10 protein-coding genes are annotated in these 12,804 nt (G+C 52.9%); 2 read left to right on the top strand and 8 right to left on the bottom strand.

The features are described from left to right. Positions 1 to 180: 180 nt before the first annotated feature. Positions 181 to 363: a hypothetical protein gene (locus ACGHAD_RS00945; protein ID WP_339617428.1), complete on the top strand. Its 183-nt coding sequence runs from the start codon at positions 181 to 183 to the stop codon at positions 361 to 363. Here the strand turns inward: ACGHAD_RS00945 and ACGHAD_RS00940 are convergent. From ACGHAD_RS00940 to ACGHAD_RS00930, 3 genes are all read right to left on the bottom strand, one after another. Continuing rightward, positions 360 to 1,280, bottom strand: coding sequence for a pirin family protein (locus ACGHAD_RS00940; RefSeq protein WP_382414096.1), 921 nt, complete (start codon positions 1,278 to 1,280; stop codon positions 360 to 362). The genes ACGHAD_RS00945 and ACGHAD_RS00940 overlap by 4 nt on opposite strands. Positions 1,281 to 1,367: 87 nt before the next feature. Then, complete coding sequence (locus tag ACGHAD_RS00935; protein ID WP_339617426.1) at positions 1,368 to 3,773, bottom strand: acyl-CoA dehydrogenase; 2,406 nt, start codon at positions 3,771 to 3,773, stop codon at positions 1,368 to 1,370. Between the two features lie 108 nt (positions 3,774 to 3,881). Further along, complete coding sequence (locus ACGHAD_RS00930) at positions 3,882 to 4,682, bottom strand: PhzF family phenazine biosynthesis protein (protein WP_382414094.1); 801 nt, start codon at positions 4,680 to 4,682, stop codon at positions 3,882 to 3,884. 143 nt (positions 4,683 to 4,825) lie between these two features. Here ACGHAD_RS00930 and ACGHAD_RS00925 point away from each other — a divergent pair, with 143 nt between their 5' ends. Beyond that, a complete protein-coding gene (locus ACGHAD_RS00925) occupies positions 4,826 to 5,833 on the top strand; it encodes a glycoside hydrolase family 5 protein (protein ID WP_382414092.1) in 1,008 nt (335 codons plus the stop codon). 77 nt (positions 5,834 to 5,910) lie between these two features. Here ACGHAD_RS00925 and ACGHAD_RS00920 read toward each other — a convergent pair whose 3' ends face one another. From ACGHAD_RS00920 to ACGHAD_RS00900, 5 genes are all read right to left on the bottom strand, one after another. After that, a complete protein-coding gene (locus ACGHAD_RS00920) occupies positions 5,911 to 8,412 on the bottom strand; it encodes a glycoside hydrolase family 9 protein (RefSeq protein ID WP_382414090.1) in 2,502 nt (833 codons plus the stop codon). A gap of 108 nt (positions 8,413 to 8,520) precedes the next feature. Further along, a complete protein-coding gene (locus ACGHAD_RS00915) occupies positions 8,521 to 8,949 on the bottom strand; it encodes a group 1 truncated hemoglobin (RefSeq protein ID WP_382414088.1) in 429 nt (142 codons plus the stop codon). Continuing rightward, complete coding sequence (locus ACGHAD_RS00910) at positions 8,949 to 9,821, bottom strand: DUF3034 family protein (protein ID WP_382414086.1); 873 nt, start codon at positions 9,819 to 9,821, stop codon at positions 8,949 to 8,951. The genes ACGHAD_RS00915 and ACGHAD_RS00910 overlap by 1 nt, the downstream gene beginning before the upstream one ends. Then, on the bottom strand, positions 9,799 to 12,156 hold the full coding sequence (locus ACGHAD_RS00905; RefSeq protein WP_382414084.1) for a putative bifunctional diguanylate cyclase/phosphodiesterase: 2,358 nt from the start codon (positions 12,154 to 12,156) through the stop codon (positions 9,799 to 9,801). The genes ACGHAD_RS00910 and ACGHAD_RS00905 overlap by 23 nt, the downstream gene beginning before the upstream one ends. A gap of 12 nt (positions 12,157 to 12,168) precedes the next feature. Then, positions 12,169 to 12,804: a methylamine utilization protein gene (locus ACGHAD_RS00900; protein ID WP_382414082.1), complete on the bottom strand. Its 636-nt coding sequence runs from the start codon at positions 12,802 to 12,804 to the stop codon at positions 12,169 to 12,171.

Genomic DNA, 12,804 nt, shown 5'->3' with positions numbered 1-12,804 from the left:
GGCGTGTCCCTGCCCAACATTTACGCGCTTATTTTACCCGAGATCACATAACGCTCACTAGCGTAATCATCGCTTTTTATTGTTCTCAACAATTATTCGTTTTAGCATGGCACTCTGTAGCACGATGCTTAGACTCATGTTAAGGATTATTTTAACGTCACTCCATTAAGCGTATTCGATATGGCTCGGTTATTATTGGTTGTTTCTCTCATCATTGTTAGCGCGTGTTCTCACAACAAAACGGACAATTACTATTGGTGCAGTTATGAGACCACCGAAGAGGCCTACCAAACGTGTATGGACGTCGCCAACGGCGTCGATGATGATACCGCCAATGCTGCGGGTAAGCGCGTCAACCACTAAGACTCCGGCAGCGGAATAAAATCATGATCTCCCGGTACATGGCCAAATTTGCCATCGCGCCAATCGGATTTAGCTTGCTCAATCAGCTCTCGGTCACTGGCGACAAAATTCCACCACAGATGTCGCGGGCCATCCAGCGGCTCCCCGCCCAACACCACAAAGCTCGCTCCGGTTGCACTGTGTACAATGATCTCTGCGCTGGGTTTTAACACCACCATCCTGCGCTCCGTAAAGGTAGCGCCATCCACCTCAATAGTACCCGCCATAAGATAAATGGCGCGCTCGGTGTAATCAGCGGCAATTTTCACCCGCCCGCTGGGCGCGATACTGATATCGGCATAGAACAACGGCGAATGTGTCTCTAAACGCGCATGCACGCCAAAACACTCGCCGGCTACCACTCTAATGCGGGCACCATCGGCTTCAAGCTCGGGCAAACTAGACACACTGTAATGCATAAACTGCGCAGCACACTGCTCCAACGCTTTAGGTAGCGCCACCCAAACTTGTAAGCCCATCAAGGTTTGACCTTGTTCGCGAACCCGCTCACCACTGCGCTCGGAGTGAACTATCCCGCGACCGGCAGTCATCCAATTTACGGCGCCGGGGGTAATCTGTTGCTTATAGCCCAAACTATCACGGTGGAGAATACTGCCTTCGTACAGGTAAGTCAGGGTCGATAAACCAATATGGGGATGCGGTCGAATGTCGAGGCCATTGCCAGGGGCAAAAGTGGTGGGTCCCATATGATCAAAAAATACAAAAGGCCCTACCGCACGCCGCTCGGGCGCAGGCAAAACACGGCGTACCGAGAAATCGCCGATATCGCGCATATTAGGGATAATCACAGTCTCCACCGGAACCCCAGTGTCGCGCTGTTGGCGACACTCCGGATCGGCATCGGCTAGCCTGCTCATGGCGGCTCCTGCTTATTTATTATTGTCAGCGGCGGGCGCGGGCGCCCGCAAAAAGTTAATGTTTAGTGCGTAAAATAATTACGATTATTAAAGCTTGTCAAAATTATCGGTCAACAAACAATCGTAGCGCCGAGCGTCGTATTCCATCAACGGCGTCACGTCGGACTCATTAATAACGCCTCGCGCCACAGCGTCGTGCAAACGCGCCTCTAAAGTATCACCGGTTAGCTCACCTTTTGCTTGAGCGCGAGAGAAGTTGTGCCAGCTATCGCCCAATGCCAATAGCATATGATAGGTCGTCTCTACCCGACCAACCGAATCCGTCGGATCATCGCTTACATAAACGTAACCGGCCAACTGCTGACGAACCGTGCTGTTTTCCATAATCAGCCCGCCTAAGCGGCGCACGGCGTCATCGGACGGCGCCTTGTACTTGCGACCAAAGGGAAAACTAGCGGCCAGACACGCCCAAGCAGCAGGACGTAACGGGAAATTACGGTAAAACGCCAACAGCGCTTCTTGCGCTTTATACAAAGTTTGCTCCAGGGCAAAAGTGGCGTGCACATCTTCGTCCTCGGTGCGCGGATGGGCGCCATGAAACTTCAAGATACTACAGGCGATAAACAACTGGCTGTGGACATCCCCCAACCGCGCCGAGAGCAGCTCACGGCGTTTTAAATCGCCACCCAGCACGCCCAATGCTACGTCTGCGGCAACCGCAAAAGCCGCACTCATATGGTTGATATGCTGGTACCAGCGACGAGAGAAATCATCGGCATTCACCGGCGTTGGGCTAAAGCGCGAGCCGGTAAAACTAAACAACTTAAGGCGTGTCACATTACTCAGCACATGCCCTATATGCTTCATAAACAGCTCGTCAAACACCTCTAGCGCAGCGTCTTCATCATCTGCCTGAAGGGTCTGCACCTCATCAAACAGGTAGGGGTGACAACGCATAGCGCCCTGACCAAAAATCATCAGCGAGCGAGTCAGGATATTCGCGCCTTCTACGGTAATAGCCACCGGCAACGCGCGATAGGCAAAAGCGGTAAAGTTACGCGGCCCTAGCTGAATGGCACGACCACTGACGACATCCATGGCGTGATTCACCGACGTGCGCATCAATTCGGTGGCGTGGTATTTTGCCATCGCCGTCATAACCGAAGGCGCTCCCGAATCCAGCCCCCGCGTCACCAGCTGACGCATCGCCTCCAGGATGTAGCCATTCGCAGCAACCTCGGCGGTGGCTTCTTGGACGCCCTCAAACTTGCCCACTTCCATATTAAATTGCCGACGAATACGCGCGTAGGCACCTACGGTCAGGTAACTCATCTCGCCACTGGCAGTCGACAATGCAGGCAGAGATACACCGCGCCCTGCGCCTAAACACTCAATCAGCATGCGCCAGCCTTTACCGGCCTGGGCCGGGCCACCGATAATCCAATCCACCGGGATAAAAACATCTTCACCCTTAATCGGCCCATTCATAAACGGCGAGCCAGGGTTGTGGCGCTGGCCTATCTCAATGCCGGGGTGATCGGCGGGCAACAGTGCACAGGTAATACCGTAATCGGATTTACTGGCATCGCCCAGCAGGTGCTCGGGGTCTTTTAGTTTAAACGCCAAACCCACCACAGTGGCAATTGGCGCCAGAGTGATCCAACGTTTAGAGAAATTTAAGCGCAGGCCGATGACTTCTTGGCCCTCAAACTCGCCCTTGCAAACAACGCCAATATCGGGAATCGAACCGGCATCAGAGCCGGCCTCGGGGCCGGTCAAACCAAAGCACGGAATCTCGGTGCCATCGGCCAGCCCAGGCAGCCAACGCTGCTTCTGCTCATCGGTGCCGTACTTCATTAACAGCTCGCCAGGGCCTAACGAATTAGGCACCATTGCGGTAACCGCCGCCGTCACCGAGCGGCTGGCAATTTTGCTCATAATCCGACTCTGGGCGTAGGGGCTAAAATCACGCCCGCCAAACTCTTCGGGAATGATCAGGCCAAAAAAGCCCTGTTTTTTCAAATAATCCCACGCCTCGGGCGACAGATCCTGGTCTTCAAAAATCTGCCACTCGTCAATTCGTGTGCACAGTTCATTGACTTCGTTATCTAAAAAGCTTTGCTCTTTTTCACTCAGCTGTGGCAGCTCGATATCGACAAACTTTTTCCAGTCGGGCTTGCCGCTAAACAGGTCTTTCTCCCACCATGTGGTACCGGCTTCCATCGCCTCGCGCTCGGTAACACTCATAGGGGGCATGGCTTTTTGCAGCAGCTTATACACGGGCTTGATCAAAACCGGACGACGCAGCGCAGGTACGTTTAAAAACACTGCCAGAGCCAAAGTGGGCAAAAGCACTAACCACATCCACGCCGACACAAACGTCAGCGCAAACGACCCCGCCACCAACACCACCGAACTAATCAGTAGCGGCACCTGGTAGTAGAACACCACGGCGAGCAATGCAATAAAGATAACGAGCGACAACAAAAACATAGAGGTTTCTCCGATTGGTCAAAGTGCCCGCTGACAACAACGGCACCTTATAACCATAGACGATTTCACAAGTATTATCTTGTTTTGAGCTTACTCAGCAGGGATTGTTCAGCCATCTGGCAACTGAATTTCACCCTGCAAGTAAGGCTCTACCAGACCGGCGATAAGCACCCGATTATCTGCCAGTGTACACTCAAGCCAGCCTCCGCGAGCAGAAAGCTGCCGTGCCTTGCAGTTGTTACGCTGCAAACGCTCCGCCCAATAGGGCATAAGGGTGGTATAGGCCGAGCCGGTAACCGGATCTTCGTCAATACCGGCATTGGGCGCAAAGAACCGCGCCACAAAGCCATCCGTACCCGCCGCGCTCACCATTACCGCAAAGTCGTGCAGCCGCGACAGAGCGCGAAAATCTGGGTTTACCTGTGCCACAGCCGCCTCATTCGCCAGCACCACCATCAACTGGACGCCGTCGTAACACGTCACGATATCCGCGCAGGCACAACCTAGGGCCGAGGCGATATGATCAAACTCCACATCCAGCGCTGGCCCCGGCACTCGCGCCGGGAAGTCCAGTTGCCAGCCAGTACCGTCACGAGTAACCGCAAGCGGGCCACTGTGGCTGCTAAACTCAACCCGCTCGCCTGGCAATATGCCTCGCTCATGCAACACGTAGGCGGCAGCCAAGGTCGCGTGGCCACACAAGTCCACCTCGCGCGCAGGGGTAAACCAGCGAATTGACCAAGGCGACGCCCCCGTCACCACATAGACGGTTTCGGCAAGATTGTTTTGCGCCGCAATCGCCTGCATTTGGCTGTCGGGCAACGGGGTCTCGGTCACAATCACCGCTGCGGGGTTACCCGTAAAAGGGCCTTTAGCAAAAGCGTTGACCACATCCATGGTAAGACGCACCTGTCACCTCCTAAATGTTATACCGCCGACATGCAGCGCCCGCGTGTAAAGATTTGTTTTTATGTGCTGCTCACGTTATAGACAGCAGCCGCTGGCATTAGTATAAATGGGATTGCCAATTCTTACATAATAAGGTAATTACAATGCTCGCTAAATCCCTGTCATTTATATTTTGTGCCGCAACTCTTAGTCTCAGCTTACCCACCCTAGCCGATACTGCCGTCGAGCACTACGGCCAACTCGCGGTAAAGGGCAATCGTATTGTCGATCAAAAATCGCAGCCGGTATCCTTAGCAGGGCCCAGTTTATTCTGGAGCAACACCGGATGGGGCGCCGACAAATATTACAATGCCGATGTGGTCAACTATATTCAAGAGCAGTGGAACGCGCCCATTATTCGCGCCGCCATTGGCGCCGGATTAAATGGCGGTATGCTCACCCATGCCGACGAGAATATCGCTAAAGCCGAGGCCGTAGTCGATGCCGCTATCAATCAGGGCATGTACGTTATTCTCGACTGGCACGCCCACCACGCCGAAGATCATCCCCAAAATGCCATTGCCTTTTTCGAGCATTTTGCCCGTAAATATGGCGAACAACCCAACATTATTTACGAAATTTACAATGAGCCGCTGGCCGATACCGACTGGCACACGGTTATTAAACCCTACGCCCAAAAACTAATTGGCGCGATCCGCGCGATCGACCCAGACAACTTAATTATTGTCGGCACGCAAACTTGGTCGCAGGATGTCGACAAAGCCGCCGACGATCCAATTACCGGTTATAGCAACATCGCCTACACATTGCACTTTTACGCAGGCACGCACAAGGCTGAGCTGCGCAAAAAAGCCCAGTATGCTCTGGATAAAGGCATCGCACTTATGGTCACTGAATGGGGCACGGTTAACGCCAACGGCGATGGCGCGGTCGATCGCGCCAGCACCGAGCAGTGGGTGGCGTTTATGAAACGCAACCAATTAAGCCATGCCAACTGGGCGTTAAACGATAAAAAAGAAGGGGCATCTATGCTAAAACCCCGCGCCGCAGCCGATGGTTTTTGGAGCGATGACGATTTAACAGAGTCTGGCTCTTTTGTGAAAAGTATCGTGAAAGGCTGGAGCGAGGTCGACTTTTCGGGAGACGAATAAGCCCGGAGCAATCACTACCGCCGCCACAAAAAAAGCCAGTACTCAGCAAGAGCACCGGCTTTTTTGTTGCGATGCCGTTAATCGCTATTCGCACTCGGCTCGGCGCCGGCTCGACGCTCTAGCGCCTCTACCGCCAGCGCTAAAAACATATAGTTAGTTGCGCCGCCGCCCATCACATACTCCGTTTGCTGCCAAAAAAATGGCCACTCTTTTAACTCCGGTAAATCGGGGCGAATAAGCGCAGTGCCGGATATTACGCCACCTGGAATATACGACCAATCGGCACGGTTTACCCCGTAGGCCACTAAGGCGGACTTAGAACCCACGCCAGAGGCGAACGAGTTGGTATTGCTACCTGGGTGTACCCCCAACACAAAGTTTAAAGCGTTGACATAAATATCACTGCTGGCAATATCGGGCCAGGACTTATGCACAAAATACTGCTTTACCCCAAAGTCCTGAATACCCCAACCTGCACCCCAGATATGCGGTTTATAAGGAACCCCATAAGGTGTTTCGGCAGCCTGTGCCCGTACGTGCTTTTGCTGCTCCACCACCGCTTGATGAACAGCCGCGACAAACTCTTGGTTATCAATAACGGTCATTACCCGGCCTATCGCCCACGCGGTATTATCGATGTCCGCCACAATAGCCGACTTCATATTCGTTAGCGCATCAATGTAACTTTGCTTGCCCGTTGTTAAAATAAGTTCAGCCAACACAAAAGCGCGGGCAGCAGTATCATCACTTTTGCCAAAGGCTTGAGTAAAAATCCCTTCGGCAGCTCCGAGTGCTTGCTGAGATAGCTCGGGGCTATAGTCTGCCATTACCCGCGAAGCCGCAGCCAAACCGGCGGCCACACGTAACTCCCGCGTGGGGTTTTGCTCGGTAAATACCCAGCGATCATCCGGCGTACCCGAGCGCCCTTCTTTAATCTCACCGGGCTCCAGGCTTGGGTGATACACCAGGTTGTCAGTCTGAGCCGCCGCGTCCCCCAACATTACATATTGCCGTTTGGTAGGCACAATAATGCCTCGATATAATCGCCCTAATGCTTGATAACCACCGAGCACCGTTAGCAGGCCGTGTTCGATCTGCTGCAAGGCATCATTCTTACCATCGGGCTGATGAATTTCGACTAACTGCTTTTGCTGATCAATACTGGTAGCGTCGTAGTCTAGGCCAAACTCTTCTACCATCATCGCCAACAGCCACGTAGTGCCAATTTGCGATTCGACCCGCAAGTCGTAGTCGCCCGCATCGTGCCAGCCGCCCTTATTTAAACCTGCCACTGGCTGGCCAGGTTTAAATTTTGTCAGTGTCGAAGCGCCAGAGATATAACCATCGATGTGGTTGTAATCTACCGGTGCCATCAACGCGTCGTCGTGGTGACACTTATCGTGCCAAACGCGATACTTTTCATTGACCCGCATATGGCACATCTGCACCGGTAAAAAATATTCCAATGTGGGCTGCCATGCGTGCCGCGAATAAACATCCAACCCTATTTTAAAAGGTTGCGATTTTTGCCCGCGATACGCGATTTGATACATGCCGGGTTCGCGCACCTCAGAAAAGTCATACTGCAAATAGTGGTAACGTAAAAAGCTCCCCCAGGGCTTAGGAGAACTCTCTTGTACTAACTCGGCGCCGCTAGAACCTAGCTTTAAGAGCTGCACTTTGCTCGCTTTAGTATCGTTACTGTCTTGCTCAATTACCGCAGTTTTGGGCAGGTTCACGCCATAACCAAGCTGTGACACTTGAATCACAGGCTTGTACTGCCAGTCATCAATCACATTAGGGGTTACTACCCACTCGATGGCATTGCGGCTGGCTCCGGCCGGAATCAGCGAGCGCACAATAAACCAACCGTTGTTGTGATTCGTGCGGCCATCCCACAACTCTAACCGGCCACCTTTTAGCTGCTCGATAACCATTCGCTGAGCATCGTCCTCAGGCGCCACCGTCAAGGTTTTTCCCGTCGCCAAAGGTTCAGCTAACCACTCGCCCTTATGTTTGATCATGGGGCCATTGGGCTGATTGGTAAAAATTCCGGCGCTACTGTCCATCACGTAGGACTTACCAAACAGATCGCCGGGGAACAGCTCAAAATTAAACCCCACTTTGCCAATCCAGGCGTCGGGCAACGGCTGTGAGAGATCGACTGTGACCTTAAAGCTCGCGCCCTCAAGCGGCTCGACATGCACCTGATAACTAAAATTTAAATCGGGGTATTCAATCGGGTTAAAGCCTTTGCGGTTTTTACTTTCATCCGGGTAGGCTAAGGTTTGTGAGATACGTTGGTTTTTTTCATCGACGTGAGCCTCACCCACACCGGTGGGCACCGGCGACCACTGCCCCGGCGACGTCTCTAGCCGCACATCACCATTGGCGGCGGTGCGCACGCCGTGCTGGATCACAGTTACACCGCTCTGGTGGCCATCCGGGTAGATATCGGCAAATACGGTAACGTCCAAGCCGGGCATGGAAAAATAACCGCGCTCATTTAACTCTAGGCTGCCCTCAGCCTGTACTGTTCCCGCCGTCAACAATAGGGCCGACAATAGCAGCGTTCTCATGGCTCTCCTCGTTTATAGTTAGTATGCACCTTGCGCGACTATTCTATAGCTCAACGTTATGCCCCCTACGGCTGCGCGCGTTAAGTTATTCTAATAAACGTAATGTTTTTACTGATACACCACATCTTTGTAGCTTGGGGCCAGGCGACGCAAAAGTGCATTCTGTGTCCGGGTTGGTACACCTTCGTGCTCCATCGCCTGAATTAAATTGCCAACAATGGCGTTAAACTCGGTATCGGTGTAATCGTGCCCGGCGTGAACTTGTTGCATATTATCGCCTTGATACTCACAGTCACCGCCGCTCACACTGCAAATATACTGCGCAAAACCTGCGCGAAACTTTTCGATGTCGACACCGTTAAAACGTTCAAATACACGAGGATCTTGTGAGATATTAACCAACAATTGATAGACAATGGCATCCACCCCGCTCTCGCCACCAAGCCGGTCGTAGAGCGAGATGTTTTGCGACGACAAGGTGCAGCCAATCACACTGAACGACAAAACCGCCGCCACGCAAATATTTCGTAGCTTCATTAAAAACTCCCCTGCAACGACACGTACCAGCCATCCTGATCGGGCAGTGTTGCAACCTCACCTAAGTCAACCCACGCCGCCACTGCCGAGATATGCTTATTGGGAAACCAGGCGATAAATGCCGTTTGCCAGTCATCCTCGCGGGCAAACGATAAATTGTCAGGCTTTTCACGGTACTCGACACCCGCCAGCCAGTGAGTGTTGTAAAACACCCCGGCCGAAAGCTCAGCCTGCCATTCGCGCGAGCGATTAAGGTCGCCGCCAAAACCCACTAAACCACCTTGGTTGGCCCGGGTATAACGCGCGTTACCATTAAGTAGCAAGTTGTAACCAAAAAAGCCACCTAACAAGACCTTAGTGGCCGTTATATTATAATCGGTGTCACTATCGTCTATTGCTCCGGCGGCGGCGGGAATAAAAAAGTCGTGATTTTTTTTGTATTGCACACTGGCACTGACTTGCGGCATAGCGGTGTACAGAATATCGCCTGCAAGTCTAACTTTAAGCCCCACAACACTCTGGCGAATACTGGTGTCTGAGACACCCAGCGCCGCTGATAAGGTATCGTGCTGCAACGTTTGGTCGGCTACAGATAGCTCGACGCGATTGCGCCAGCTCCAACTCGCGCCCAATACCGATAACTCATAATCCGGTGTCTGGGCCATGCTAGCAAAGGCTACCCCGCCACTTTCTTCGCGCGCCCCGTAGCCAGACAATAAAGCCATGGGGACAATACCGCCGCCGGCGGTGCCTTCTATTGTGCTAACGCCTCCCGTGGCAATAATTCTGCTGCGCTCTGCCGCCAGCGCTGGCAACGCCAACGCAAGCGCTAACACCGCCGCACTATAGTTAGCTATCGTGTATTTGCTCATCCTCGACCTCACCATCCTGCTGCAACAAAAAGCGCTTAAGCCACTGCTCGAACTCTGCCCCGGGCAAGGCTTTACTGTAATAGTACCCTTGCAACGTGTCACAGCCATTGGCCAAAAGCCAATCTCGACTTAACGCTGTCTCAACACCTTCCGCCGTCACCTTTAAACCCAAGCTATGACTTAGCTCAATGGTAGATTTAACAATTTGTTTATCGTCCGCATTATTATCCAAATCCAACACAAACGATTTATCGATTTTAAGTTCATCTACCGGCAGCTTCTTTAGCTGCGATAATGACGAATACCCCGTGCCGTAATCGTCAATCGATAACAACGCGCCCAATTGATGTAGCCGTTCTAGGTTGCCAAGGCTCTTATCCGCCTCGCGCATAATGGCGCTCTCGGTCACCTCAAAGCACAAACAGGCACTGCCAACGCGATACTTCTGTAACAAAGCTGTTACATACTCACACAAATCGTCCTCTAATAAGTCAAGAGCCGATAAGTTAATAGAAATTACCAGGTGCTGGCGTTCAGAGTGTAAGCGCGCCAGCAGTATAATCGTCTGTTCAATCACCCAGCGGGTCAGCAGAGAAATTTGCCCAGCACTTTCAATAACATTTATAAACTCTTCTGGGTTAACAAACCCCAACTGCGGATGATGCCAGCGAACCAACGCCTCCCCCCCGACCGGGAATGATGCAGCGGGAGTAATTTTTGGCTGAAAGTACAAGGCTATCTCACCGCACTCTAACGCTGGTCTAAAATCGCTGAGCAACTGCAGGCGACGCAGGTGATCTTCATCCCACCCCGAGTGATAACCCGACACGCCAACATAACTTTGGCGCGCATGATTTAAAGCCAGGTTGGCACGGCGCAGCAACAGCTCTGAGCGTGCACCATCTAACGGATAGACAGCGTAGCCGACATTGAGCTCGGCGCGAATATCGCTGGCATCAATACGCAGTGGTTGGCTAGAGCCGTTGCGCAGCTCCCATATTTTTTTAATACCCTCATCCACCGAAGTGTCCGTAATCAGCAGTAAAAATTCATCGCTGCCAAGGCGCAGGACTCTGCCATCGGCACCGGTAAACAAACGCAGCCGGCTCGCTAACTCTTGCAATACTTGATCGCCGGTTTCGGCGCCCAAGGTATCGTTGATCTGCGTGAATTTATAGATATCCACCACAGCCACCAATGCGACGCCGCCACGTTGGTCGGCATCGGCAACCGCCTGCTGGAGCAGCGGAAACACCTGCGAGCGGTTGGCCAAACCCGTTAAGCTGTCGTGCTCTGCCTGAAATACGATTTTTCGCTCGCGCTCAGAAATCGCACTCTGCATGCTGGTAAACGCCCGTGTTAACTCCGCAAACTCGTCTTTGCCTTGCGCCGCAATCGGCGAGTCATAATTACCTTGGGCAATCGTCCGGGCAATACCCGCCAGGCGCTTCACCGGCTCGGTAACGTTGCGCGCCAAGATTAAAGCAATAACCCCCGCCACCACCAAAAACGAGATAGCCAGTGTCAGCAGCTGCGTATCGAGCACCGCAAAGGGTTTTAAGGCTCGGGCTAGCGGTACTTGCAACACAGCAATAACCGTCTGCGGCTGATCGGCAATCAGGACCCGGTTGTACAGCACATCGTCGGTGCGCCACACATTGCGGGTTTGCGCTTGAATTAATTCCGGCAACTCTTGCAATTTAGTCCGCGCCGCCTGATCTAAAGTACCGCTTAAATAGTGGGCGCTGGCCTCGTCTTGCAATAAAAAAGATACATCTAAATCGGTGAGGCTTTTTAAATGATCGCTTAAGGCTTGATCGATCTCAAAACCGATACCCGCCGTACCGATCCGCACGGGAGCATTAATGGGGGAGAACACCACCTGATAAAGCGTCCCATCGATCACCAAAGGCGCATAACGCGTGCCGCCACCGGCCAGAGAGGCCTTTAACTCGGCAAACATCTCGTAGCGCTCGGCGCTTAGCTCGCCACTACTGGCAGCAAGCTTGCCGTCTAAGTCGATCACCAGCGCCAGATCGGCATCTACCCGTGCAGCGTGATTAGTCAGCGCCGAGCGAATGGTGGCGCGCTCGCGGCTTGCCACCGCCTGCTTAAAGCCAAAATCGTCCGTCAGTACATTAACCGATTGCGCTAATTGTCGGGCGCGGGTAGTCATTAACTGAGAAAATAAGCTGCCACCGCGATCGAGTTCACGATAAACATCGTCGATAACCGCATCGCGAATCACCGTGCGCGTAGCAATATAGGAGGACGCCTGCAGCAAAACGACCATGCCTAGCAGTATCAGTACGAGTTTAATGCGATAACGCATCATAAAATCGGCCGCTTATCGATCAAACAACTGTTCCAGCTCGGTTTTTGGTTCACTGTTGCGCGGATCGGGCGACAGCGGCGTTAAGGTTACGCTCACCTTTGCGTCATCGCCATTAAGCGTTACCGTTTGCACGGTCGGCTCTGCACTGCGCGGGTGCTGAATTTCAAGCTGATACTCGCCCGCCGGAGCGGTAATACGCGCATTCCCCCCAGCATCACTCAAAGCATAGTATGGGGTGTCTAATACATACACGTAGCCCACCATCGAGTCGTGAATATTGCATCCCAACACAACCTTACCGGCGGTATCAAACTTGACCGGCTCTGCGGTTGAACCATGGTAGAGCTTGAGTTCAAAACGCTTTGCCGGCGAAAAAGAATAGACATGATGGCGGATATCATCACTGTTGGGAAAGCGCACCCAAGTACCGGCCTGAACTGGCACCACGTAGGGCACAAACTCACGGCCCACTTGGTCCATAATCGCGTAGGTTGCGGCGGGAGCGAGCTGGGGTTCCGAGCCGCGCAGTGCCACCACCGCATTTTCTACGCCCTGCCCCTGAACATCGAGTACGCTAACATCGAGTGCATTGGCGCTGGCACAATATAACAGCAGCGCTGCGAACCCTGTGGTACGTTTGCTCATCAT

The organism is Gilvimarinus japonicus, assembly GCF_042847215.1.
Lineage (GTDB): Bacteria > Pseudomonadota > Gammaproteobacteria > Pseudomonadales > Cellvibrionaceae > Gilvimarinus > Gilvimarinus japonicus.
Note: the sequence above shows the minus strand (reverse complement) of the source record. Positions and strands in the feature narration are given on the sequence as shown.

What these genes read in the sequence shown, in the direction of transcription:
- ACGHAD_RS00945 (WP_339617428.1), top strand. Translation starts at nt 181, where the DNA reads ATGGCTCGGTTATTATTGGTTGTTTCTCTCATCATTGTTAGCGCGTGT.
- ACGHAD_RS00940 (WP_382414096.1), bottom strand. Translation starts at nt 1,280, where the DNA reads ATGAGCAGGCTAGCCGATGCCGATCCGGAGTGTCGCCAACAGCGCGAC.
- ACGHAD_RS00935 (WP_339617426.1), bottom strand. Translation starts at nt 3,773, where the DNA reads ATGTTTTTGTTGTCGCTCGTTATCTTTATTGCATTGCTCGCCGTGGTG.
- ACGHAD_RS00925 (WP_382414092.1), top strand. Translation starts at nt 4,826, where the DNA reads ATGCTCGCTAAATCCCTGTCATTTATATTTTGTGCCGCAACTCTTAGT.
- ACGHAD_RS00920 (WP_382414090.1), bottom strand. Translation starts at nt 8,412, where the DNA reads ATGAGAACGCTGCTATTGTCGGCCCTATTGTTGACGGCGGGAACAGTA.
- ACGHAD_RS00915 (WP_382414088.1), bottom strand. Translation starts at nt 8,949, where the DNA reads ATGAAGCTACGAAATATTTGCGTGGCGGCGGTTTTGTCGTTCAGTGTG.
- ACGHAD_RS00910 (WP_382414086.1), bottom strand. Translation starts at nt 9,821, where the DNA reads ATGAGCAAATACACGATAGCTAACTATAGTGCGGCGGTGTTAGCGCTT.
- ACGHAD_RS00905 (WP_382414084.1), bottom strand. Translation starts at nt 12,156, where the DNA reads ATGATGCGTTATCGCATTAAACTCGTACTGATACTGCTAGGCATGGTC.
- ACGHAD_RS00900 (WP_382414082.1), bottom strand. Translation starts at nt 12,804, where the DNA reads ATGATGAGCAAACGTACCACAGGGTTCGCAGCGCTGCTGTTATATTGT.